This is a genomic window from Qipengyuania sp. ASV99, assembly GCF_047872805.1.
Taxonomy (GTDB): domain Bacteria; phylum Pseudomonadota; class Alphaproteobacteria; order Sphingomonadales; family Sphingomonadaceae; genus Erythrobacter.
This window is the reverse complement of sequence record NZ_JBLQUK010000014.1, coordinates 51,919-76,155: the sequence shown is the minus strand read 5'-3', so window position 1 is coordinate 76,155 and position 24,237 is coordinate 51,919. Positions and strand designations below refer to the sequence as shown.

General features: G+C 60.0%; 23 protein-coding genes. 11 read left to right on the top strand and 12 right to left on the bottom strand.

The genetic code is table 11. The features are described 5' to 3' along the window. Together ACM64M_RS13480 and ACM64M_RS13475 are read right to left on the bottom strand one after the other, a co-directional pair. Positions 1-792, bottom strand: a complete 792-nt coding sequence (locus ACM64M_RS13480; RefSeq protein WP_416229229.1) for a patatin-like phospholipase family protein — start codon at positions 790-792, stop codon at positions 1-3. Positions 793-943: 151 nt separating this feature from the next. Beyond that, positions 944-2,212, bottom strand: coding sequence for an FAD-binding domain-containing protein (locus ACM64M_RS13475; RefSeq protein ID WP_416229228.1), 1,269 nt, complete (start codon positions 2,210-2,212; stop codon positions 944-946). Between the two features lie 158 nt (positions 2,213-2,370). On the opposite strand from ACM64M_RS13475, the gene ACM64M_RS13470 reads away from it, so the two are divergent. From ACM64M_RS13470 to ACM64M_RS13455, 4 genes are all read left to right on the top strand, one after another. After that, the gene (locus ACM64M_RS13470) at positions 2,371-2,952 is read left to right on the top strand and encodes a fasciclin domain-containing protein (protein ID WP_416229227.1); all 582 of its coding nucleotides are present in this window, start codon (positions 2,371-2,373) and stop codon (positions 2,950-2,952) included. A gap of 180 nt (positions 2,953-3,132) precedes the next feature. Continuing rightward, positions 3,133-3,531, top strand: coding sequence for a COG3650 family protein (locus tag ACM64M_RS13465; RefSeq protein WP_416229226.1), 399 nt, complete (start codon positions 3,133-3,135; stop codon positions 3,529-3,531). Next, positions 3,528-3,926 (top strand): hypothetical protein, encoded by a 399-nt coding sequence (locus tag ACM64M_RS13460; protein WP_416229225.1) that lies wholly within the window; start codon positions 3,528-3,530, stop codon positions 3,924-3,926. The genes ACM64M_RS13465 and ACM64M_RS13460 overlap by 4 nt, the downstream gene beginning before the upstream one ends. Continuing rightward, positions 3,916-4,362 carry a GFA family protein gene (locus tag ACM64M_RS13455; RefSeq protein ID WP_416229224.1) on the top strand — a complete coding sequence of 149 codons (447 nt, stop codon included), beginning with the start codon at positions 3,916-3,918 and terminating at the stop codon, positions 4,360-4,362. The genes ACM64M_RS13460 and ACM64M_RS13455 overlap by 11 nt, the downstream gene beginning before the upstream one ends. Before the next feature lie 6 nt (positions 4,363-4,368). Here ACM64M_RS13455 and ACM64M_RS13450 read toward each other — a convergent pair whose 3' ends face one another. Further along, on the bottom strand, positions 4,369-5,823 hold the full coding sequence (locus ACM64M_RS13450; protein WP_416229223.1) for a S41 family peptidase: 1,455 nt from the start codon (positions 5,821-5,823) through the stop codon (positions 4,369-4,371). 244 nt (positions 5,824-6,067) lie between these two features. On the opposite strand from ACM64M_RS13450, the gene ACM64M_RS13445 reads away from it, so the two are divergent. Both ACM64M_RS13445 and ACM64M_RS13440 read left to right on the top strand, forming a co-directional pair. Beyond that, positions 6,068-6,673, top strand: coding sequence for a YbhB/YbcL family Raf kinase inhibitor-like protein (locus tag ACM64M_RS13445; RefSeq protein ID WP_416229222.1), 606 nt, complete (start codon positions 6,068-6,070; stop codon positions 6,671-6,673). A 29-nt stretch (positions 6,674-6,702) separates the two neighbouring features. Beyond that, the gene (locus ACM64M_RS13440) at positions 6,703-6,954 is read left to right on the top strand and encodes an SWIB/MDM2 domain-containing protein (protein ID WP_416229221.1); all 252 of its coding nucleotides are present in this window, start codon (positions 6,703-6,705) and stop codon (positions 6,952-6,954) included. Between the two features lie 95 nt (positions 6,955-7,049). Here ACM64M_RS13440 and ACM64M_RS13435 read toward each other — a convergent pair whose 3' ends face one another. Beyond that, entirely contained in the window at positions 7,050-7,451 is a 402-nt protein-coding gene (locus tag ACM64M_RS13435; RefSeq protein ID WP_416229220.1) for a DoxX family protein, read from the bottom strand. Positions 7,452-7,575: 124 nt separating this feature from the next. Between ACM64M_RS13435 and ACM64M_RS13430 the strand changes: the two genes are divergently transcribed. Then, the gene (locus ACM64M_RS13430) at positions 7,576-8,892 is read left to right on the top strand and encodes a dipeptidase (protein ID WP_416229219.1); all 1,317 of its coding nucleotides are present in this window, start codon (positions 7,576-7,578) and stop codon (positions 8,890-8,892) included. Between the two features lie 13 nt (positions 8,893-8,905). Here ACM64M_RS13430 and ACM64M_RS13425 read toward each other — a convergent pair whose 3' ends face one another. Next, positions 8,906-9,058 carry a hypothetical protein gene (locus ACM64M_RS13425; protein WP_416229218.1) on the bottom strand — a complete coding sequence of 51 codons (153 nt, stop codon included), beginning with the start codon at positions 9,056-9,058 and terminating at the stop codon, positions 8,906-8,908. An 83-nt stretch (positions 9,059-9,141) separates the two neighbouring features. Continuing rightward, positions 9,142-9,978: a 2,3,4,5-tetrahydropyridine-2,6-dicarboxylate N-succinyltransferase gene (dapD, locus tag ACM64M_RS13420; RefSeq protein WP_416229217.1), complete on the bottom strand. Its 837-nt coding sequence runs from the start codon at positions 9,976-9,978 to the stop codon at positions 9,142-9,144. Between the two features lie 456 nt (positions 9,979-10,434). Between dapD and ACM64M_RS13415 the strand changes: the two genes are divergently transcribed. Further along, complete coding sequence (locus ACM64M_RS13415) at positions 10,435-12,639, top strand: S8 family peptidase (RefSeq protein WP_416229216.1); 2,205 nt, start codon at positions 10,435-10,437, stop codon at positions 12,637-12,639. Here ACM64M_RS13415 and ACM64M_RS13410 read toward each other — a convergent pair. From ACM64M_RS13410 to ACM64M_RS13395, 4 genes are all read right to left on the bottom strand, one after another. Further along, a complete protein-coding gene (locus ACM64M_RS13410) occupies positions 12,636-13,706 on the bottom strand; it encodes a phosphotransferase family protein (protein WP_416229215.1) in 1,071 nt (356 codons plus the stop codon). The two genes, ACM64M_RS13415 and ACM64M_RS13410, sit on opposite strands and share 4 nt — an antisense overlap. Next, positions 13,706-14,794, bottom strand: coding sequence for a Zn-dependent alcohol dehydrogenase (locus ACM64M_RS13405; RefSeq protein ID WP_416229214.1), 1,089 nt, complete (start codon positions 14,792-14,794; stop codon positions 13,706-13,708). Before ACM64M_RS13405 ends, ACM64M_RS13410 begins: the two co-directional genes overlap by 1 nt. A 112-nt stretch (positions 14,795-14,906) precedes the next feature. After that, positions 14,907-16,244 (bottom strand): acyl-CoA dehydrogenase family protein, encoded by a 1,338-nt coding sequence (locus ACM64M_RS13400; protein WP_416229213.1) that lies wholly within the window; start codon positions 16,242-16,244, stop codon positions 14,907-14,909. A 95-nt stretch (positions 16,245-16,339) separates the two neighbouring features. Further along, a complete protein-coding gene (locus ACM64M_RS13395) occupies positions 16,340-17,818 on the bottom strand; it encodes an MFS transporter (RefSeq protein WP_416229212.1) in 1,479 nt (492 codons plus the stop codon). 213 nt (positions 17,819-18,031) lie between these two features. On the opposite strand from ACM64M_RS13395, the gene ACM64M_RS13390 reads away from it, so the two are divergent. From ACM64M_RS13390 to ACM64M_RS13380, 3 genes are read left to right on the top strand one after another with little or no spacing between them, the layout of a single operon-like run. Beyond that, the gene (locus ACM64M_RS13390; RefSeq protein WP_416229211.1) at positions 18,032-19,237 is read left to right on the top strand and encodes an acyl-CoA dehydrogenase family protein; all 1,206 of its coding nucleotides are present in this window, start codon (positions 18,032-18,034) and stop codon (positions 19,235-19,237) included. A 3-nt stretch (positions 19,238-19,240) separates the two neighbouring features. Further along, positions 19,241-20,380: an acyl-CoA dehydrogenase family protein gene (locus tag ACM64M_RS13385; protein ID WP_416229210.1), complete on the top strand. Its 1,140-nt coding sequence runs from the start codon at positions 19,241-19,243 to the stop codon at positions 20,378-20,380. A 30-nt stretch (positions 20,381-20,410) separates the two neighbouring features. After that, the gene (locus ACM64M_RS13380) at positions 20,411-21,214 is read left to right on the top strand and encodes an SDR family oxidoreductase (RefSeq protein WP_416229209.1); all 804 of its coding nucleotides are present in this window, start codon (positions 20,411-20,413) and stop codon (positions 21,212-21,214) included. Between the two features lie 339 nt (positions 21,215-21,553). Here ACM64M_RS13380 and ACM64M_RS13375 read toward each other — a convergent pair whose 3' ends face one another. Then, positions 21,554-22,513, bottom strand: coding sequence for a copper resistance protein B (locus ACM64M_RS13375; RefSeq protein ID WP_416229208.1), 960 nt, complete (start codon positions 22,511-22,513; stop codon positions 21,554-21,556). Further along, positions 22,513-24,231, bottom strand: coding sequence for a copper resistance system multicopper oxidase (locus tag ACM64M_RS13370; RefSeq protein ID WP_416229207.1), 1,719 nt, complete (start codon positions 24,229-24,231; stop codon positions 22,513-22,515). The genes ACM64M_RS13375 and ACM64M_RS13370 overlap by 1 nt, the downstream gene beginning before the upstream one ends. Positions 24,232-24,237: the final 6 nt, after the last annotated feature.

The window sequence follows — 24,237 nt, the reverse complement described above, 5'->3', positions numbered from 1 at the left end:
CTACGCCATGCTGGACGATACCGCCATGGCAGCATAACTTAAACCAAATGGCCTCCGGCAATCCCGGGGCGGTTCAGCGGCGAGCAAACGGTTCATCAAATCGACATGGCCGATATCACTGTTGCCAACCTCGCGGGTCTGCAACTCAACTGACTGGAGACCAATCTCGACCAGAGTGTCAAAGCGCTTACTCGAAGGCGGTAAGGGTGCCTCTGCGCGCACTACCAACACGGCGCGCGGACGTTCGGTCAACGCCGCATTCAGAGGGATGACATCGCGGACTCCGCCATCGACCCATTGTTCGATACGCCCGGTCGCGCCGCGAGTTTCGTAGGGCGGAAAGAAAGGAGGTTGGGCGCTGCTGGCATAGACCCAGTCGGCGATATTGCGATCCTTCTCTGTCAGGATACGCAATTCGGAAGTGGCCAGATTGACAGCGGCGATCCGCAGGTTCTTGCGCGAAGTGCGGACTGCTTCCTCGTCGATCATTTCGTGGAGCAGGCGTTTGAGCGGGGCGGGATTATACAGCGAATCCTTGCCGGTAATGATCGGCCAGATGGTGCCGCCGCGCCTGCGGTAGATTGATGAATTGCCGGTCAGTTCGGACCAGAAATCGTGCAGCCGGGTAATATCGTCTTGCACCACACCGGCAGCCTGGATCGCGCCGGTTGACGTCCCGGCTGCGGTTTCAAATTCGACTTTGCGAACGCGGATGAGTTCGTCGAGGACGCCCACCTGAAACGCGCCGCGCGCGCCCCCACCGCTAAGCGCCAATGCCAACCCGCCTGCCATGATCCTGCGTCCCAATTGTTATTATGGACGAAAGCTTAGCGCAGCGAGCGAACAAAGGAAAAGGATCGATCCGGCAAACACGGTCCAGAACTGACGAATAAATCGCGCTGCGGCGGCTCTGAAAGAGGACAAAAGTGAACAAATTATTTGGTCAAGGCGGAGGGCTGGCGCTGCCCGCAATTCCTGCATCGGCAAGCAATGCCGGAATCATCTTGTTTACGCCAAAGAATCCCGCCTTCGCATGCGGCCAAGTGACGCGGCTGAGTTCAGGCATGAGTTCCACCGCCTCGCCGCGAGCAATCATCGGCGCAAGCTCTGGCATCAGATTATCGCGGGTCCATCCTTCGGCCAGATGCGGCAATACGATGCGGTCCACACCGGTCTGCTTCAGAATATCAGCCAGCGCAGCGCCGGGATGCCAATCGCGCACCTCGCAGCGAAACGCCGCAGCGGCTTCGGCAATACCGTTTTTGACCGCATCAACACCAAATGAATTAGGAATTTCACCGATTGGGCAAGAAGACCGCGCTTTGGTTCGGGCCGCTCCGATAATCAACGCGGGCGGATGCGGCAAAGTGAGCGGGACATGACTGGCCGCCTCGTCATGCAGGAGCAGTGCATAGGGCTGCGCGAAGGCGGCCGCATGCGGCGGCGGTGGTAGAGCCAAGGGCTCGCGCACAAATTCCTGCTCGTTCTCCAGTGGCGCGGCAGTCTGCGCAAGACCTTCAGCCGTTAACGGTCCGCCGGGCCGATTGGCGGTGTAGCGTGCAATATTGTCGGCGCGCGCAAGATAGGTCTTGCCCTTGGTGTGCAGCCCTCCGACCCAGCGCCACGAGAGGGTGTTGGACGCGGCATCGCCATCGACCAGATGGCGCAAGAAAAAATCTGCGCCGAGATGCCAATCCAGCCGCAAAGTGAAAATCCAGATGCTGGCAAACCACATGCGAGCATGGTTGTGGAGGTATCCCGTGCTTACCAATTCGCGCGCCCAGTGATCGAAGGCGGCAATGCCAGTCTCACCGCTGATAGCCTGAACATAGTCAGCCGAACGGCCCGCTCCAGTTTCGATATCGTGCAGCGCCGCATCGCGGTTGCTGACATAGCTGCGCCAGATAACCGGGCGTTGCTGAAGATAGCCTTTGAAATAAATGCGCCAGAAAACTTCGGCGACAAACTTCTCGGCAGCATCGAACGAATGGGCGCGCAGCACAGCAGCGATCACTTCGGCTTCGCTCAGCAACCCGGTGTGGAGCCACGGCGAAAGCTGTGAGACGCCGCGTCGCCATCCCGCATCCGGCGCACCCTCATCATGGTTGCGGATATTGGTATAGGCTCGCCCGGCGTGCGGCAAAAATTCTTCAAGCCGCTTAAGCCCCGCGGATCGTGTGGGTTCAAATTCCATAAGGCTGGAACCGGACATGTGCTTTCCAGTTCCTGGACTTGTGCAGGAAAGCAGATCCCGTTTTTCGGAACATCCGTCTGCGGCCTGCATTGGGTAAAGAGGATGGACCCTGACCCGAGCAAGGGCCCCGGAGGCGCTTTGGCCTTTCTCCAAACTCATTTCAAAGGAAGTGACCTATGAACATTCTCAAGATTACCCTTTCATCGACGATTGTTGCCTCCGGCGCTCTCGCGCTTGCTGCTTGCGCACCTGAAACTGACCCTGCCGATAACATGATGGCGGACGAGACCGCGATGAGCGAGGCGGCTAATCCAGTGGGCACAATTGTTGAAGTGGCGCAGGCTGATGGCGGTTTCTCAACTCTGGTCGCCGCTGTGAACGCAGCAGGGCTTGGTGGCACATTGTCAGGCGAGGGACCGTTCACCGTTTTTGCGCCCACCGACGATGCCTTTGCCAAGATTGACGAGGCCACCCTGACCGAACTGACCACCAATGACACCGAGACATTGGCTGCGATCCTGACCTACCACGTGGTCCAAGGCGAAGTTGATGCCGCTACATTGACCGCCGCGATCGAAGGCGCGGGCGATGACGGCTACACCATCAACACTGTTGGCGGCGGCACGCTGAATGCGAAGATCGTCGATGGAGCAGTGGTGCTTACCGATGCGCAGGGCGGTAGCTCGACGGTGACGGCCACTGATGTTGAAGCGTCTAACGGTATCATTCACGCGGTCGACACTGTGTTGATGCCGTAATTCCGGCTGACACATACAAGATCGGAGCGGGCCAGAATAGCAGCGCAACAGCCTTTGCGTTCTGGCCTGCTTCTTTCTAGGAGTGCGCAGCTCTACAAGAGAATTGCCATGCGGTTTCTATTTTCCAGACCGGTCTGTCAGCCCGCCACGCTATTGTCCGTCTCGCTTTTGCCTGCAGCCTTGGCCGCTTGCGCACAGACCGAAGGTGAAATCAGCCATGACGCCCAACCATTTGACGCCATTTCGCCTTCGGCCAGCATAAGATTGATCGGCACTGAGCCGTTCTGGGGCCTGGAAATTGAACCCACCCATGAGGCGTATATTGCGCGCTATTCATCGCCAGATAATGCCAACGGGACCGAGTTTAGAGTGGCACGGTTTGCCGGAAACAACGGCATTGGTTTTAGCGGCGAATTGGACGGCGATCTGGCTCAGGTGGCACTGACGCCGGGCCAATGCAGCGACGGGATGAGCGACCGCTCGTACCCTTACACCGCCACAGTCGCGATCGGCGATATGACGCTTTACGGTTGCGGTTATACAAGCGACGAACCCTTTCGCGGAGAGCGGGCACCATGAATGATGGATTTGGGAAAGGGCGGGTTGGCGCGGCGATTGGTGGAGAGCCGGTCGGAACGGGCTGGCGGACGTTTTTCTGGACGGCCTGCCTATTCAATTTCGTGATCGGCGCGCTCGGAATGTTCTCACCAGAAGCGACCGTTGATGCGCGGATCATTGGGCTGCTGGTGCTGTGTTTCGGGATCATCTATTTTCTGGTTGCCCGCGATCCTGCAAGGTTTGGCTCAACTCTCTGGGCCGGAGTGGTTGGCAAAATCGGCGTGGTGGCGCTGCTCGGTCCCTCGGCGATTGGTCCGGGCGGCGATCCGATTGTCGCCGCCGTGCTGGCCGGTGACGCGCTGTTTGCGATCGGATTTCTTGCGTTTCTGTTGACCAGAGCTGATGTTGGCCCGTGACCGCAAGGTCATTTGGGAAAGGGAACGGGAAATGGTGCAAACTGGCGGCTGCCTGTGCGGCAGTATCAGATACACTTTGAATGAAGCGCCAAAGCTTTGCGTTACTTGTCATTGCAAGAATTGTCAGCGGCAGGCCGGCAGCGCGCTTTCGATTATCATTGGTGTTTCCGAAGATGCGCTGGAAATCATCGGAGAGGTCAAGACCTATAACGACACCGGCGATAGCGGCGCGACCGTGCGGCGGCAGTTTTGCGGAGACTGCGGTTCTCCGGTCTTTACACGGCTGGAACAACCAGGGCTGATGTTCATCAAAGCTGGGACGCTGGACGATACTTCGCAACTGCAGCCTGCGTTCCACTGCTACACTAAGAGCAAGCAGAACTGGGTGCAATTGGACGACATTCCCGGCTTCGAGACCGTGCCCGAGGGGCTATAGCGCGCTTCAGAACAATCCGGGTATTTCGCGCTGCGCCGCGCTGGGTTGCTCTGGCTGGAGTGTTTGTCGGCCGCCAACGCTTTGTGCAGTCTGGTCCGCTCCACCGGCAATTGCGGTGCAACTGAGCCCGGCAAGGAAATCGAGGGCGGTCGCCACCGAATCCTCATTGGCATCGCCCAGCGGGAAGAAAATGTTGTCGTCAGCGCGGCAGGTGTTGGGCACGACGCTGGCCAGTCCAGTGAAATATTCGCCTTCGTCATTGGCGTTGACTGTCTGGAATGTAACAGCCCGGATGCGCAGATCGCAGGCATCAAAATCGAAGCCGAACTGGCCGACTGGCTTGCCCGAAGTGTTGCCCCCGACCAATGCGACGCTGTCTGCGTTGAGGTAGGGCAGCATCGAGTTGATCACCAGCTCGCTCGCCGAAGCGGTGTTGCCGGTGCTGATGAAGGCTACTTTGGTCGCTCGCAGCGAATTGACTTCGTTTCTGAACAGCCTCGTCGTGTTCTCTGACGATTTAGACGAGCGAAGAACCGTCCGGCTCCACACTTGGCCAACGCGCCCTTCGCCTAGCAAATCACCGAACACTTCGGAGACATCCACCAATCCGCCGCCATTATAGCGGAAATCGATAATCAACTCGCTGACATTGTTGCTGTTGAACAATTGAAAGGCATCGCGCAGCTGGTTTGACGCATCCGCTACGATAAAGGTCCGCAGGTTCAGATAACCGACATTCCGCCCGCCATCGTTGATTATCAGCGCGCCGTAACGGTCAGAAATCGGATCGAGGGAGAAATCGGTCTTGGTAACACTGGCTTCGATCACCGCGCCGCCAACCGGGACAAAGCGGATGACGCGCGTCACTCCGGGGTCCGAGGGACCGAGCGCATCGACCACAGCCTGCGGCCCGCCAGCTGCCATCAGCGAACTGACCGATTGCAGATTTGCAGCGGTGGTGCCGATCGCGGTCAGTTCGGTTCCGCGGTCCATTCCCGCCTGAAAGCCCGGCGCGTTCTCGAAAGTTTCGAACAGAAATACCCGATTGTTGAACGAATCGAATGCCAGACGAATGCCAAATCCTGCGCTCGACCCAGAATTTATCAGCGCGTTCTCTTCAGCGATGGACGTGGCAAAGGTGAACCCTTTGTCGCGCGACTGCGCGCGGGCAGGCGCAACGCGGGCGTCAAGGTAGGATTGCACATTGGTGAACCCGGCGGCACTAACCGAATTGTCGAGCAGATCAGGGAACAGATACCATTCGTTCAGCACATCATTGGCGAAGGCAATCTGGTTTGATATTGCACAGGTTGCAACGGGCGGCGGGGTCGGTGTCCCACCGGTCGGAGGCGGAGTGGTAGATCCTCCGCCACCGCCGCAAGCGGCGAGCGCCAAAGCAAGCGTTGCGGACAGTGCGGTCCGTCCTGCGACATTCAGACCCAGCGGCAATTGGTTATTCATGGTAGGGACGCGACTCCGGACAAGATCCTGCAACATTTTGCCTTCAAGGCAGGCCATGGATCATGCAACGCCCGCCTTCCTGCGGCAAGCGTGTTGCGCTTGTCCACTGGCTAGAAAGTCGTTGTATGTCTGAAAACCCTCGTGTTTTTTGAGGTTTTCCTCAGAAACCGGGGCAAATCGCGTGGTCCTCTCTCGTTTTGCACCCCCGTTCCGACTAGCTACGAACAGATGGAAAGACAGAATCATGACTGATCTGCCTGATTGGGTTGCGTCCAGACTGCCTGCTGCGGCTCGGCATTCCGGGCTGGCGATTGTCAGCTTAGGGGATGCCAAGACCTTTGGCCGGGGCGGTTTCACACTGTCCAGCCCGGCTTTCGGCAAAGGCGAAGAGCTTGATCCGTGCTTCACCGCAAAAGAAGAAGATGCGGTAGCGCCGCCGCTCGAATGGACAGCGCCGCCTTCTGGTTCGCAGGAACTGGTCGTGATCGTTGAGGAAGTCAGCGCTGCGGGCGCGACTCAGTCACCGGCATGTCACTGGTTGGTCTGGGGCCTTGCCGGACAGCGCGGCAAACTGCTCGAAGGGGAAACTCCGCCTCGGGCAGGCAAGAACGCGCATGGAAATTCCGAATGGTTGCTGCCCGATCCGCCGATTGGCGAGACGCGCCATTATCTGTTTCAAATCTTCGCAACCGAACTGCCGCTGACATTGATGCCAGGGGCAAACCGCGAAGACTTGATGGCATCGATCAAAGGCTTCGTAACGGCCTGTGACGTTCTCTACGCTCCGTTCACCGGAATCCCGAAGGACACCGGTGATGATGACGGCGCGTGGGACGAAGACGACATTTGAATTACCTGCCAATATAAGGGAGAAGAACCATGGCTGGAAAAACCAACGCACTGCAAAAACCGGTGCAACTGTCGGGCGAACTTGAATCGGTAATCGGCAAAGGCCCGATGACCCGTGCGCAAGTGACGTCAAAGGTCTGGGAATACATCAAGGCCAACAGCCTGCAAGATTCCAAGGACAAACGTCAGATCAATCCCGATGGCAAGCTTGGCGCGGTGATCGGTAAGGACCAGATCTCGATGTTCAAGATGACTGCTGCGGTTTCAAAGCACCTTACCTAAAGGGTTAGTCCCTGGACTTTCAGACCGGCGGCGCCTGCGTTAAGGCACCGCGCCGCCGGCTTTGACGAACAATATGATCTGCCTATTTATCAGATTTATACTCTGTGTTTGCGGTGCGGGATGCGCACTTCGCCAGCCCATAGCGCCCACAGGATCAGCAAGGGCTGCGCAAACATGCGCGGCACATGATAGGCAAGGCCAAGCCCTCCGTCTGCGCGCGCCATATCCATGGCAAAATGGTTGATATTGGCCGGCCACACACACAGCGCATAGAGCGCCAGTCCGATCCCCCCCGCACGGCGCAGGCGAATATCAAACGGTTGAAGCAGCGCAATCGCCCCAAGTATCTCGGCTATCCCGGTCCAATAGACCACCGCTTCAGGATAGGGGACCATTGCTGGCGTGATCGACAGGAACGGCTGTGGCCGAACCAGATGCAAATACCCGGCATAGGCATAGAAAGCTGCGAGTATCAGCCTTAGCGCGGCGCGGATCACGCGATCTGTCCATCGTAATACGTGTTTGCAGACAGTTCCAATTGTTCGTTGCGTGCGTCCGCGCTATTCTCGTGCTTCATTTGCGATCCCCTTCATCGCTGCACTATCGGGAGTTTTCCAGCACATGCAATATACTGCGCTCTGCCTTGCCGCATTTACCGCCATCCTTGCAGCACCGCTTAACGCGCAGGAGATGGAAGGCAGCGCAGCGGAATCTGGCGAATCAGTGGCCGAAGCTGATCCTGCACTGCAGGCGGCACTGGCGGCACTGGAGATCGCGCCAGTGTTTGATGGCCACAACGATGTGCCTATTCAATTGCGCTCGCGCTTTGACAATCAGATCAATGATTTTGACTTTGCCGATACCAGCGACACGGGCGCGACCCATCCCGACGGCCGCATCATGCACACCGATATTGCCCGGCTCGCCGAAGGGCGCGTGGGCGCGCAATATTGGTCGGTCTATGTGCCGGCAAATCTGTCTGAGCCAGAGGCGGTGCAGATGACAATCGAGCAAATCGACGTGATGAAGCGTCTGATCGACCGCTATCCTGATGCCTTGCGCTATGCAGAAACCGCCGCTGACGTCGAGCTTGCCATTGCAGAAGGGCGGGTGGCGTCGCTGCTAGGGATGGAAGGCGGGCATTCGATCGGTTCCAGTTTGGCGGTGCTGCGCCAGATGTATGCGCTCGGTGCGCGCTATATGACTTTGACGCATAGCCAGAATACGCCGTGGGCCGACAGCGCGACCGATGCTCCCGAACACGGCGGGCTGTCCGAATTTGGTAAGGATGTGGTGCGAGAGATGAACCGGATCGGCATGCTGGTCGATCTCAGCCATGTCAGTGAAGCGGCGATGCTTGATGCGCTCGATGCTGCTCGCGCGCCGGTAATCTTCAGTCATTCCGGTGCGCGCGCAGTGAATGGCCACGCGCGCAACGTGCCCGACAGCGTGCTGATGCGATTGCCGGAAAATGGCGGGATCGTGATGGTGGTGGCGCTGCCCGGCTTCCTCAACGATGAACGCCGCACTTGGTTTGCCGAGCGTGAGGCGCTGGAGGCGCGGCAGAAATCATTATATCAGGGTCAGCCGGATGTCGTGGCGGCCGCGATGGCCGAATGGGATGCGGCAAATCCCGAACCTGCCACCATGATCAGTCACATGGCCGACCATATCGACCATATTCGCAGCCTGATTGGAGTGGAGCATATCGGCATCGGTGCCGATTTCGACGGTATGCCGTCCGGTCCAGTCGGGTTTGAGGATGTTAGCGGTTATCCGCAGCTGTTCGCCGAGCTTGCCCGGCGCGGCTATTCGCAGGTCGAAATGGAGCTCATCGCCAGCCGCAATGCGATCCGCGCCCTGCGCGCTGCCGAGCGCTATTCTGCCAGCGTGTCCGATCAGCTACCGATTGAAACGCTGCTTCCCTCTGACGAGTGAGCAGCCTGATAGATCAACCGTAAAGCGCGGGGATAATCCAGATCAGGCTCATCGCCACAATTGCAAGCACCAATCCTATACCAAGGATATAGCGCAGGTGGCCGGTGGTTTCTGCGCCTCGGGCATCGTCGTCTTCGATGTGAATCGGTTCGTTCTGGTCTGACATGATCCCTCCGTTTGGCGATGTTATGTCACATATCAACGGGGCGGGACAGGCCCAGTTCCGCTCAAGCCTGTCCCGCGACAATTTTATTCGCGAAGCAATTCGTTGATCCCGGTTTTCGACCGGGTCTGGGCATCGACCGTCTTGACGATCACTGCGCAATATAACGATGGGCCAGGTGAACCATCGGGCAGGGGCTTTCCGGGCATGCTGCCGGGGACGACCACCGAATAGGGCGGGACTTCGCCCATGTGAACTCGCCCCGTCGCGCGGTCGACGATCTTGGTCGATGCGCCGAGATAGACACCCATCGACAACACCGCCCCTTCACCGACGCGCACGCCTTCTGCGACTTCGCTACGCGCGCCGACGAATGCGCCATCGCCGATGATAACTGGTTCTGCCTGCAAGGGTTCGAGCACGCCGCCGATCCCGGCACCGCCCGAAATATGCACGTTTGCGCCGATCTGCGCGCAGGAGCCAACCGTCGCCCAAGTGTCGATCATCGTGTTTTCACCGACATAGGCACCGATATTGACGAAGCTCGGCATCAGCACTGCACCCTTGCCGATAAAGCTGCCGCGCCGCACCACCGCGCCGGGCACCACGCGGAAACCTGCCTCGCGGAAGCGGTTGTCACCCCACCCGGCAAATTTGGTCGGCACCTTGTCAAATGCAGAACCGCCCGCGGCTGCGCCTTCGATCACGCGATTATCGTTGAGTCGGAACGACAGCAGCACAGCCTTTTTCAGCCATTGATGAACCGTCCACCCGCCATTGCCATCCGGCGAAGCGACGCGCGCCTCGCCCGCGTCGAGCAGGGCCAATGCCTCGCTAACCGCATGGCGCACATCGCTGCCGGGGGTAATCTCGGCGCGGCTTTCCCAGGCTTTTTCAATCTGCGCGATAAGGGCTTCGGTCATGAATACTCCGCCAATTGTCTCGGCAACGATGCGGCTGCACGAGCGATCTGCAATGTGATCTCTTTGTGCTGCTAGCGAGCCTTGCAGGAAGCGGCAAGGCCGCGCGCGTTAGGACATGCTTAGGGGTTTTGCCCAAGACACTTGAAAGGAACATTGCCATCTGCCTATGACATTCAGACTGGGGGCAGGTTGCTGAGGATGACAAGCATGCCCAACACACATTGGTCCGCAGCTTCTATGCGCGATTTGGCCAAGAATTCACGCAATCCTGCGCCGCGCCACGATCCGGCAGCGCCGATTCACTGGAAGGTTGTGGCTGCTGTTGTCGCTTGTGCGGCGCTGAGCGCATGCGGCGGAGGGGGAGGGGGGGCACCCACGATTTCCGCCATGCCTCCGCCATTGCCGCCCCCCCCACCGCCGCCTCCACCACCCCCGCCGCCGCCTCCGCCGCCGCCAATGAACTTTGACACTGCAGAATTCCGCCGCTCGGATGGGCCAGAATTTCACGGCGCTGACGCAGCATGGCGCGAAGGGACCACGGGCAGCGGTGCAATCATCGCCGTGGTCGACACCGGAATCGATAGCGACAGTCCCGAATTTGCCGGGCGGATTCATCCGTTGTCGCAGGACCTTGTGGGCAACCGCGGCGTCGATCCCGAAGACGATCATGGCACCAATGTCGCTCTGGTTGCCGCCGCAGGGCGCGACGACACGGGCGTGCTGGGTATTGCATTTGATGCGCAAATTCTGGCGCTAAGGGCCGATTCGCTGGGGTCTTGCGGCACCGACACTCCGCAAGACCCAACGCTCGGCTGCCGCTTTTCCGATTCTGCGATTGCCGACGGAGTAGATGTTGCCATCGCAGCCGGCGCGACCGTCATCAACCTCAGCCTGGGCGGGAGCAACGCTTCTGCGCAATTGCGAAGTGCCATCGCCCGAGCCGCCAATGCCGGGATTGTCGTCGTCGTCGCGGCTGGCAATGGCGGTGATGGCAGCGAGCCGGGGATTGATCCCGATCAGCCCGATCCCTTCGCCGCCAGCATTCTGCAAGCAGGCAGCGGCAATGTGATCATTGTCGGGTCGGTCGATGACGACACCGGATTTTCAGATTTCAGCAATCGCGCGGGAAATGCGGCGGGATCGTTCATCTCGGCACTCGGCGACCGGATTTGCTGCGTCTATGACAATGGCGAATTGTTTGTGGAGACCGTAGATGGACAGCGTTTCGTCACCGTATTTTCAGGCACCAGTTTTGCAGCGCCGCAAGTGGCAGGCGCGGCTGCGTTGCTGGCGCAAGCCTTTCCCAATCTGACAGGACAGGAAATTGTCGAAATCCTGCTCGGCAGCGCACGCGATGCGGGGCTGAGCGGGACCGATACGGTGTTCGGGACAGGAATTCTCGACATTGCAGCCGCGTTTCAGCCGCAGGGCACAACGCGGGTCGCGGGGACAAGTTTAGCGCTGGCGCTGACCGATGATTTTGCGCTTGCTTCGGCGGCGATGGGGGATGCCTTGAGCGGCGCATCGCTCAGCACCATCGTCACCGACCGTTATGACCGGGCTTATGAGGTCGAACTGGGTCAGCGGGGGCGGAATGCCGTGCAGCTGCAACGGTTGCGCGGTGCGGTTGAACACGGAGGATATTCGCGCGCGGCGGGCAATGCGGCGCTGGCGGTAAGTGTGACGGTGGGCGAAAGCGGTCGCGCGGCTGGGCTGGGCTGGGCGGAGCAATTGCAACTGACCCCGCAGGACGCGCTGGGCGCGCGGGTGCTGGCTGCACGGGTGGCGGCGCGCATTGCCCCGGATGTGCAGGTTGGCTTTGCCATAGGGCAAAGCGCAAGCGGGCTGACCGGGCAATTGCAAGGCGCGGATCGCCCGGCGTTCCTGATTGCTGGCGAAGCGGGCCGCGACACCGGTTTCGCTGGCAGCAGCGAATTTTCCTTTGCCACTCGGCGCGAGTTGGGCCCTTGGGGCGTGACCGTTTCTGCTGAACGCGGGTCGGTTTGGCTGGGCGAGAATCGCGGGTCAGGCGACACGCTGTTCGGCTTGCAGGAACAGCGTCCGACCTCGACTTTCAGCATCGCCGCTGATCGCCGGTGGCAGGGTGTCGATGCCAGTTTTGCGGTTTCATGGCTTGCGGAAGAAAGCACGCTTTTGGGCGCCTATTTCAATCCAGCAGTGGGAATTGCGGGGGCGGATACGTTGTTCCTCGTTGCCCGGATGGCACGGCAGATCGGAACGTATTGGCGGGCTGGCGCTGCGTTTCGCGGGGGTTTCACGCGTCCACGCGGCGGCGCTCTGTTGGGTGCAGGCTCACAGATTGAAACGCAAAGCTGGTCCTTTGATCTCACTCGGCGCGGGGCATTTCTGGACGGCGACAGCATCGGCCTGCGGCTCAGCCAGCCGCTGCGCGTCAGCGGCGGGGCGCTTCATTTCGATCTGCCGGTGGCCTATGATTACGCCAGCGAAAGCGCGATTTTGGGCCGTCAGAGCCTTTCGCTCACTCCGTCCGGGCGCGAGATTATGGGCGAGATGAACTGGACTGCGCAATTGCCGTTCGGTCTGGTTTCGACCAGCGTGTTCTACCGCAGCGAACCGGGGCATTTCTCCAGCGCGCCGGACGATGTCGGTGCGCTAATTACATTGCGATCGTCGTTTTAGGCCGGCATCCCGGCGGAAAGCGCAAATTCATACGCCCGCGCCACCAGCGGCTGCACCCGGTCGCTCATGGTCCTGGCATGCGCGGATGAAGCGGTGCCATCGATCACGCGCTTCTTGATCCCCTGCATGATCCCGGCGAGGCGGAACAGGTTGTAAGCGAAATACCAGTCCATCGGCGGCACCGGATAGCCGGTCCTTGCGACATAGCGTTCGACCGCCTGTTCGACCGTGGGAATGCCCAGCGCTGCCAGATCGAGGCCGAGCAAGCCAGCTCGGCCATCGGCAGGCTGAAACCAATTGAGCATCAGATAGCTGAAATCTGCAATCGGATCGCCGAGTGTGGACAGTTCCCAATCCAGCACCGCTATGATGCGGTTTTCGGACTTGTGAAAGATGACGTTGTCGAGCCGGTAATCGCCATGAACGACGCTGCTTTCATGCTGCGGCGGGATGGTTTGCGGCAACCAATCAATCAGTTGCTCCATCTGCGGCATATGTTCGGTTTCGGACAGTTTATATTGTTTGGACCAGCGCGCGATCTGGCGCGCGCAATAATCGGTGGGCTTGCCATAATTGCCCAGCCCGATTTCGGCAGGCCGATTGAGATGCAAGTCCGCCATCGTATCGATCAGCGCATGGTATAGCTCGCGGCGTTCCGTCGGATCACTGTCTGGCAGCGCGCCGTTCCACAGCGAACGTCCATCGGCCATGCTCATGACGAAGAATTTGGACCCCAGCACCTCTGGATCTTCACACAGGCCATAGGTTCTTGGCACCGGAAAGCCGGTTGGATGGAGCCCCGTCATCGCGGTGTATTCGCGGTCCACCGCATGCGCGCTCGGCAGCAATTTCCCAAACGGTTGTCGGCGCAGGACATAGCTCGCACCCGGAGTGTCAATCATGTAGGTCGGGTTTGACTGGCCGCCCTTGAACTTGGTGTAGCTGATCGGGCCAACATAACCATCGACATTGGCTTCGAACCAAGCGGACAGTTTGCCAAGGTCAAGCTTGTCCTTGTCGGTTACTTCGACCGTCCCGACCATTTCCTTGTCGTAATCAATTTCCATCAGTCGAACATCACCACGCTGCGCGCATGGCTCCCCCAGCGCATTTTATCGAAACCGGCGTTCACCTCGTCAAGCCCGATCCTTTCGGCAATGATCGTGTCGAGATCAAGCAGACCGCGCAGATAGAAATCAACGAGCCGCGGCAGATCGACGGGAAAATGGTTCATCCCCATGATCGCGCCCATCAGCTTTTTACCGCCAAGCAGGTCCATGGCCGACAGACCGACTTTGCAATCCAAGGGCATCATGCCGAGGATCACCGCCGTGCCTCCGCGCCGGAGGCAGGCAACCGACAGATCAGCTGATGCTGCGCGGCCCACGGCTTCAATCCCCCAATCGACCCCGCCGTCTGATAGCGCGACGATCTGGTGCGCGGCATCAGGAGCCAGTGCATCGACGCTGTGTGTTGCGCCCAGAACTTCGGCCAGAGCGCGCTTTTCAGGCAGCGGATCGGCAGCGATGATCTTGCGCGCTCCGGCGATTTTTGCAGCGTTGATCGCGGCAAGGCCGACCCCGCCGCAGCCGATCACCGCAACGGTTTCGCCGGGCGTTACCTTGCAAGCGTTGAAAATCGTGCCCGCGCCAGTGGTCACCGCGCAGCCGAGCAGAGCCGCGCGGTCGAACGGCATATCCTTGTCAATCGCAACGCAGGCATGTTCGTGGATCAGCATCTGTTCGCTGAGCGCCGAGAGATTGAGCATCTGGCTGACCGGAGAGCCATCCCCCCGCACCATCCGCGGGGCTTGCCCCTTGGATCGGCGGGTGTCCCCACCCAGACACAGCGCCATCCGGCCTGTGACGCAGAATTCGCAGTGCCCGCAAAACGCGCTGAGGCAGGATACGACGTGGTCGCCGGGCTTTACGGTCCGCACTTCGCTGCCGACGGCGCGCACCACGCCCGCCGCTTCGTGTCCCGGAATAGTCGGGAGCGCGTGGGGGTAATGGCCGTCGATAAAATGCAGGTCCGAATGACACAGGCCGCATGCTTTGGTGTCGATCAAAACCTCATGCGGAAGCGGATCAGCGAGGGTAATCTCGCCAATGCGCAGGCCATCGCCGGGGGTTTCGAGAATGGCTGCTCTCGCCATGCAAACTCCGTTCACCCTGAGCCGGTCGAAGGGCCGTTCTTCCTTCGGGCTCAGGTTCAAAAGAAAGGCAGTGCTTCGACTAGCTCAGCACGAACGGCTCCGGCATGGCTGGTTAACGGGCAACGCCCATATCGCCCGAACTGAACCCTGCTGCGTCGTTGGCAGCGCCACCTGCGCCGCTGCGCAAGGCGTTGGCGGTCGGCCCAGCCTCTGGCAGGTGTTTGCCAAATTCCATGCGCGCGATAGAGCGGGCGTGCACTTCGTCCGGACCATCGGCCAGCCGCAATGTGCGCTGATGGGCATAGGCGTTGGCAAGGCCGTAATCATTCGACACGCCGCCGCCGCCATGCGCCTGAATGGCATCGTCAATGATGCGCAGCGCCATGTTGGGGGCCTGCACCTTGATCATGGCGATTTCCTGCTTGGCGGATTTGTTGCCGACCTTGTCCATCATGTCTGCCGCCTTGAGGCAGAGCAGCCGGGTCATGTCGATATCGATCCGCGCGCGCGCAACGCGCTCTTCCCAAACCGAATGTTTGTAGATCGGTTTGCCAAAGGCTTCGCGTTCCTGCAGGCGGCGGCACATCTTGGCCAGCGCTTCCTCTGCGACCCCGATGGTGCGCATGCAGTGATGGATGCGGCCCGGCCCAAGGCGGCCTTGAGCGATCTCGAACCCGCGCCCTTCGCCCAGCAACATGTTGGTCGCAGGGACGCGCACGTCCTTCATTTCGACTTCCATATGGCCATGCGGCGCGTCGTCATATCCGAACACGGGAAGGTGGCGGATGATGTTCACCCCCGGCGCATCATTGGGCATCAGAAGCATGCTCTGCTGCGCGTGACGGCCAGCGGAAAAGTCGGTCTTGCCCATCACGATGGAGACCTTGCAACGCGGATCGCCAAGCCCCGAAGACCACCATTTGCGGCCGTTGATGACATATTCATCGCCGTCGCGTTCAATCCGGGTTTCGATATTGGTTGCATCCGAAGAGGCGGTGAAGGGTTCGGTCATCAGGAAGGCGGAGCGAATCTCGCCATTCATGATCGGGCGCAGCCATTGCTCTTTCTGTTCGCGCGTGCCGTAACGGTGGAACACTTCCATATTGCCGGTGTCGGGGGCGGAGCAGTTGAAGACCTCGCTCGCCCAGCCGATCCGGCCCATTTCCTCTGCGCATAGCGCATATTCGAGATTGGTGAGGCCGGGTCCTTCGAATTCGAATGTGTCATCGACATGGTGATGGCTGTCGTTGCGCGGCGGCATGAACAGGTTCCAGAGCCCTGCATCCTTGGCGAGCTTCTTTTTGTCCTCGATGATCTGGATCACTTTCCAACGGTCACCCTCGGCATCCTGCTGCCGGTAGGTTTCCATATTGGGGCGGACATGCGCCTCGATAAAATCGCGGACGCGATCGCGCCAATAGGCCTGACGTTCGGTAGGCTCAAAATCCATCGGGGTTTCCTCTCTCAAGTCCTGAATTGCAATCGAATCTGATACGCGACCGTGGCAGAGCCAGCCGTGCGAGCCAAGCTCTCATTTGACAGGGTTCACGGGGCGATCGTGGTCGCGTCGGGATCGGCCCGGGCCGCGTCGCTGATCGGGTCATGCTGCTCTGATTGCGCCGAACTGCGCGCTGATTTTGCCGCGATGCGTGCCTCGTGCTGTTCGCGCGATATTGGAAACCGGGCCAGCCAGTAGACCGCAAAAACCCCCAGCACCGCCGACGCCGCCATATACAGCATAGCCAGTTGCAACACGGTGCCTTCGGAGACCTCGCTCTGCGGCGTCCCCGGATCAAGACCGATGCTGCTGACGATCAGACCGGTCAGCATGATGCCTCCGCCGGTCGCGCATTTCTGCACCAGCCAATTGCCCGAATAGAAAGTGCCCTCGGCGCGCTTGCCGGTGCGTTCTTCAAAAGCCTCGACGATCTCCGCCACCATCGACGTGGCCGAAATGATCGAGACGACCCCCGCCGTGTTGCCGAACAGCAGGAACCCGAGCACCATCGCGGTCGATAACGTCGTGCCCGTCTCCGGCCAGAGGCCCAGCAACAGCACGGTGTAGGGCGTGAAATAGATCACTACGCTGACCAATGCACCGCCCGCCGCGCTTAGCGGTTTGCCAAAGCGTTTGTGCAGCGGACCCACAATCACGAACATCAACACGACCGAGGCAAACAGGCAAATCGGATAGATCTGAAACGCCGTCTCATCGAATTGCCAGATATACAGGTTCACATATTGCGTGATCGAGAATGTCATGCCCTGACTGATGTAGGACGCCAGTCCGCCCAGTGCGAAGATCAGGAACGCCTTTTCCCGGAATGCGTCGAAAATCTCGGCAAAGGCTCCGGTCAGCGAGAAAGGCGGCGGCTTTTGTGCTGGCAGGTGCGCCACAATCCGGTGCTGACCCGCAGCCGACCCGATCACCGACAGCACCATGACGCAGGCCCCAAACAGTCCATATGCGGCATAGCCTTCGGGTTGCAATTGCGCCTCTGGTGTTGGCAGGAACACCGAAAACGTCAGGATCATCATCATGATGCCGCCGACCCATCCAGATAGGAAGCGAAACCGGAACAGAGTGGTGCGTTCAACATAATTGTCGGTGATCTCGGGCACCAGACTGACCGAGGGCACTTCACAAGCGGATAGCAAAAGCCGCACTCCAACCGCGAGCATGACGATTTCCGCATAGCCCGGCGTGCCAGCAAACGGCGGAGACCAAAGCAACGCCCACGCAAAGGCCAGCGGGATGGGTGCAAGATACAGCCATGGCAGGCGGCGGCCCCAGCGCGTGTAAGTCCGGTCTGACAAATGCCCGATCAACGGATCGACAAAGGCGTCAATCACCAGCGCAGTGGCCAGCGCCGCTGCGACGATCCCGGCATCCACGGCCAGAACCAGATTGTAATAGGGCAACAGAAAGAACGAAAAGCCGCTATCCTTGACACCGAATGCCACCGCACCTGAACCATGGATAATCTTGAGTCTGAGCGGCAATTTGCCTGTAACAAAGCTCACAATAGCCGGCCCTGCGCTGCTTTGGCGTTAACGAATCCGGTCATTCTGGTTCTCCCAAACCTGTGCAATGAAACTAGCCCTGTTGTTCCTTTCGTCAATGGAATCCGGCTGACGCTACGGCATCCGCGTCTGCGTGAGATGTGCTTGCGGCGGGCATGCAAATCACGATAACGCTGGCGTAAAGTGGGACAATGAAATGAGAGGAACCGGGATATGACCGATCAGCCAGACGAGTTGGAAACCTTCCGCACAGAAACCCGCGCCTGGCTGGAGGCGCATTGCCCGGCGGAAATGCGCGAGCCGGTGCGCGACGATGACGATGTCTATTGGGGTGGCCGCAATGCCACCTTCAAAAACGACGCGCAGCGCGCGTGGTTCGAAGCCTGCCGCGTAAAGGGCTACACCGTGCCTGCATGGCCGAAAGCCTATGGCGGAGCGGGGCTGAACGCAGCCGAAGCCAAGGTGCTGCGTCAGGAGATGAGCCGCATCGGCGCGCGTCCGCCCTTGTCGAGCTTCGGTATCTGGATGCTCGGTCCGGCGCTGCTGCAATTCGGGACAGAGGGGCAGAAGCAACGTTTCCTGAATGAAATCGCGCGCGGCGAAATCCGCTGGTGCCAGGGATATTCCGAACCGGGCAGCGGCAGCGACCTTGTCTCGATGCAGACCTTTGGCGAAGACCGGGGCGATCACTGGGTCGTAAACGGGCAAAAGATCTGGACCTCCTATGCCGACGAGGCCGACTGGATTTTCTGTCTTGTCCGCACTGACAAGGACGACAAATACAAGGGCATCACCTTTATGCTGTTCGACATGGCGGGCGGCGGTGTTTCGACCAAGCCGATTTTGCTGATCAGCGGCAACAGCCCGTTCTGCGAAACCTTCTTCGATGATGTGACGGTGCCCAAAAGCTACGGCGAGGATTGCCCCGGTTATGTTGGCGAGATCAATCGCGGCTGGGATGTGGCGAAATATCTGCTCGGACACGAACGCGAGATGATCTCTGGCCTGGGCGGGGGAGAACGGACCGCCGCGATCGGTTCGGCGATGAAGCGCCATTCGGCCAAGACCGGCGACGAACTCGACCCGGTGCTGCGCGCTGAGCTGGCGCTGTTCGACGTCGATGCGCTTGCCTTTACCGCGATGGGCGAAAAATTCATGGACGAAATGAAATCCGGCAAAGGCCACCCGGCGCAGCCCAACATGATGAAATATGTCGGGACCGAACTGAACAAGCGGCGGCACGAATTGATGATGTCGGTCGGCGGTTCGCGCAGCCTCGAATGGGACAGCGAGGAAACCGGTGGGGGCAAACCGTCGCGCGGCTGGCTGCGGACCAAAGCCAACTCGATCGAGGGCGGCACGTCCGAAGTCATGCTCAACGTCATTTCCAAACGTATCCTCGAACTGCCGGGAGCCTGATCGATGCCGCTTTACCACGATGAAGATCAGGCGATGCTGGCCGATACCGCGCGCGGTTTCATGGCCGATGAAGGCAATATCGCCAAACAATTGCGCCATTGGCGCGACCGCAATTGCAAGGACGGCTTTGGCCACGGCCTGTGGAAACAGATGGCCGAAATGGGCTTTACCGGCATGCTCGTAAGCGAGGATGACGGCGGGCTCGGTATGGGCCATGTCGAGGCAGGCATCGTGCTCGAAGAGATCGGGCGCAATCTTACCCCGTCACCGTTTCTGACATCCTCCGTGCTCGCCGCGACCGCGCTGAAACACGGCTCCAGCGACCTCAAGGGCCGCTATCTTCCCGGCCTGATCGAAGGCGACAGCGTGTTTGCGGTCGCTATCGACGAAACCGCCAAGCATCGCCCGGACCGGATCACCACCAGGGCCGAAAAATCCGGCAACGGGTTCCGCCTGTCTGGCTCCAAAAGCTTTGTCATCCACGGCGCCAGCGCGGATATGCTGGTCGTCGCAGCGCGCACCAGCGGGGCAGATGATGACGTAGACGGCATCACCCTGTTCGCGGTGCCGAGGGATGCGGCGAATATGAGCCACGATCCTGTCCGCCTCGTTGATTCCTCGATGGCCACGCATACAAGATTTGACGGCGTCGAAATCGACGGCGGCGCGGTCATCGGCGAGGTTGATGGCGGGCGCGAGGTGCTGAACGCCATGCTCGCCGCGGGCCGGGTCGGGGCCGCTGCCGAAGGCGTCGGCGTCGCCAGTGGAGCGATGGACATGACCATCGACTATCTCAAACAGCGCAAACAGTTTGGCCAGCTCATCGGCGAATTTCAGGCGCTCCAGCACCGCGCCGCGCATCTATACTCAGAGGTCGAGATCGCCCGCGCGGTGACGATCAAGGCGCAGCAATTGCTTGATGCCGAGGCGGGCAGCGCCGATCTGATGACCTCTGTCGCAAAGGCCAAGGTTGCCAAGGCCGCCGGGCTCGCCGTGAAGGAAGGCGTGCAAATGCACGGCGGGATCGGCATGACCGACGAATATGACATCGGCCTTTATATGAAGCGCGACCGCGCGCTTCAGGAATTTCTCGGCGATGCCTATTTCCACGCCAATCGCGTCGCGGAACTGAGCGGGTATTAAGGACACGCGGATTTTAAGGACATAATGACAATGGATCTCAATTCACTTTTCGGCCTGCATGGCCGCATCGCGCTGGTCACCGGCGGCAGCCGCGGCATCGGCAAGATGTTTGTCGAAGGGCTGCTCGCAGCGGGCTGCGAGCGGGTCTATATCTCGGCGCGCAAAGCCGATCAGATGCAGGAAACGATTGACGAGTTTGGCGCCGATAAGGTCATCGGCATCCCAGCCGACCTCAGCCAGATGGACGGCATGATCGCGCTGGCGGATGAGATGAAGAAACGTGAGGAAAAACTCGACATCCTCATCAACAATGCCGGCGCTGCATGGGGGCAACCCTATCTGGAATTCAACGAGGCGGGGTGGCACCGGACGATGGACCTAAACGTCAAGACGCCGTTCTTCCTGACCCAGAAGCTCCACGATCTGCTGGTCGCGGGCGGCAAGAGCGGCCATCCGGCCAAGGTCATCCACGTTTCTTCGATCGATGGCCAACGCATCAACCCTTGGGAAACCTATGCCTATCAGGCGTCCAAGGCGGCGGTGATCCAATTGACCCGGCGGATGGCTGCGCGGCTCATTCAGGACAATATCGTCGTCACCTCGATCGCGCCGGGCGCCTTTGCCAGCGAGATGAACAAGGCCGCCAAGAACGCGCCTGACGCCAGCGCTTCGATGATCCCGGCAAAGCGCATCGGGACCAAAGAAGATATGGCCGCCGCTGCGATCTATTTGTGCAGCCGCGCGGGCGATTATGTGGTCGGCGACACGGTGACTGTCGATGGCGGGGTCGTCAACGCCGCGCTGCCGATGCAGTTCAACGATCCGGCGGGTTGACGCAGCGCACCACAAGCAAAATTCGCAAAGCCCGTCGGAGCCATCCGGCGGGCTTTTTCACGCCCACGCCAGCAATAGCGCAAAGTTGGATCTGCTTGACACATTTGACAGGGTGTCAAGCAGATTTTTAACCTTAAACTAATGTAAATAAAAGAGAAAATGCAAATATGCCCGCTTGACACTTTGCCGTGAAATTTCGCATTGCAACGCTGCGCGCGGGGAAACCGACGATGGGAAAGAGCCAAAGCCGCGACCATAGCGAGGCAGGATGCTGTAGGAAAACGGCGTCTTGGCTATTGCGCGAAGAAAATGCTGATCCCCTTCCTCAGAACCCTGCATTCAGAACCATGCTCTAAGGCCAACGATCAGTTTGACGCCATCCGGGTCTTCGCCTGCGCCGCGCGCAAAGTCTGCGGTGTCGCCCAGCTTCGCTTCATACTCCAAGCCGACATAAGGCGCGAACTCACGCGCCAATTCATAACGCAGGCGCAGTCCGGGCTCGATCTTGGTGAGGCCGGAGCCGATGCCGCGTTCGGGGATGGATTGGGCGGCAAGCTCCAGCTCGATCCGGGGCTGGAGGATAAGGCGCTGGTTCAACCGCTGGTCGTATTCCGCTTCGATCCGTGCGGTAAGGTCACCCCGGTCGGACAGAAACAGCGCCGCGTCGAGCTCGAACATATAGGGCGCGAGGCCCTGCACGCCGAGAACCAGATGACCGCGTGTGTCGGGCTCGGGATCGAAACGGACACCGGCCTGAAGGTCGAAGAAGGGGCCGATGGCGCGGCTGTAGAGCGCTTGAATCTCCGCGTCCTCAACAGCGCCGCCGAATTCGCCTTCACCCTCGGTTTTGATAACGAAGCGGTTGATGTCGCCGCCATAAAAGGCCTGCGCGTCCCACAGATAGGCCTCTTCGCCGCCGCCGACGGGAATCCGCGCCTCCAGCCGTTCGATCATCACCACGCCGGTTTGCATACCGCCATTTTCGCGGGCGAGCTGGCTGCGGCTCGAGGCCATGACTTCGGTGCCCCAGATCGCATCGGCGGCATGGCGCGGCCCTTCGAAGGCGCGCGCGGGGACGGCCGTTTCCGGCGCAGCGCCGGGGGCGGATTTGTCCTGCGGCACGGCGTGGCCTGCATGATCGTCCTTGGGCGGGCATTGCTCGGGCGGCAGGTGGCCCATGGCGCAATGATCGACCGGGGGCGCAGTCTGCTGCGCACCATGCGATCCATGCGCGGAATGATCCTGCGCGGCGAGCGGCGCAGCGCATAGCGCCGCGCAGGCAATCAACAAGCCGCGCATCAGGATGCCGCACCGTCAGGGAAGGGTCGCACCGTCACCACCTGCATCATCCCGGCATGCATGTGATACAGCAGATGGCAATGGAATGCCCAGTCGCCGGGTTCATTGGCGGTGAGGTCAAATGTCGCCGTGCCGCCCGGTTGCACCACCATCGTATGTTTCAGCGGTTGGTGCATGTGATCCGCGCCATTGACCATTTCGAAGAAATGGCCGTGCAAGTGGATCGGATGCGCCATCATCGTCTGGTTGACGAGTTTGACGCGCACGCGTTCGTCATAACCAAAGCGGATCGGATCATCGGTGACGGCGGTGAATTTGCGACCGTCAAAGCTCCACATATACCGTTCCATATTGCCGGTGAGATGGATCTCCATCTCGCGCTCCACCTCGCGGTGGGGGTTCATCCGCTTTGCCTTCAGATCGGTGTAGCGCAGCACCCGGTGCGGCGCATCGTCAAGGCCGAGGCCGGGGAAGTCCATCCGGTCCATCGGCATGGGCGCGACCATATCAATGCCGGGACCGACGGCCACGTCATCGGGCAGCAGCGACGTGTCGCGCATATTGTGTTCCATCCCGCCCGCCATGCCGCCCATATCATGCCCCATCGCGGCGTGGTCCATCATGCCCATGTCGGTCATGGTCAGCGTCGGGATTGTGCGCAGAGACGGCGGATTTGCCCTGTGGCCGCTGTGGCTCGTCAGACTGGCAACGCCCATGCCGCTGCGATCCATCGCCTCGGCCACGATCGCATGGCTGCCATCAGGCGGAGTGACGATCACGTCATAGGTTTCCGCGACGCCGATCTGGAATTCATCGACCTCCACCTCGTCCACATCCTGCCCGTCGGCCTGAATTACGGTCATCGGCACGCCGGGGATACGCAGGTTGAAAAAGCTCATGGCGCTGCCGTTGATGACGCGCAGCCGCACCCGTTCGCCGGGGCGGAATTCCAGTTGCAAATCATCGGCGGGACCATGCCCATTGATAAGATAGGTGTAGGTCGCGCCTGTCACATCGGCGATGTCGCGCGGGTTCATCCGCATCTCGCCCCACATCCGCCGCATCTCGCCCGACATCTCGCCTTCGCTGGCGGTCTGCATTTGGCGCTGGAAATAATGTTTGCCGACCTTCAGCTTGCGCATGATTTCATGCGGGTGGATCGGCGTGAACTCGCTGAGCAGCACCACATAATCGCGGTCATATTGGCGTTTGGGGCGCGGATCGGGCTGAGCGCTTTCGATGATGATCGGGCCGTAATGCCCCGCCTGTTCCTGAAGCCCCGAATGCGAATGCCACCAATAGGTGCCGTTCTGGCGGACCGGAAATTCATAGGTGAAGGTTTCGCCGGGACGGATGCCGGGAAAGCTGACGCCGGGCACGCCGTCGAACTGGAATGGCAGCAGCAGGCCATGCCAGTGGATCGAGCTGTCCTCGTGCAGATTGTTGGTGACATGCAGCCGGAGGTTCTGCCCCTCGGTCAGGCGCAGCAGCGGGCCGGGCACCGTGCCATTGACAGCGAAAGCATGGCCGGACCGGCCACCGGTCGTGAAATGATGGTCGCCGATCGACAGCGCAATATCCTCGCCCGACATTTCGCCAAACTCCTGGGTTGCATGGGTCATTGAGCGACCGGTTGCCCATGCGGGCATCGGCAATGCAGTAAAAGCCGCCAGTCCGGCGGTGCTTTTGATAAGGTTGCGGCGCGAGATTTCGGCCATGCGAGG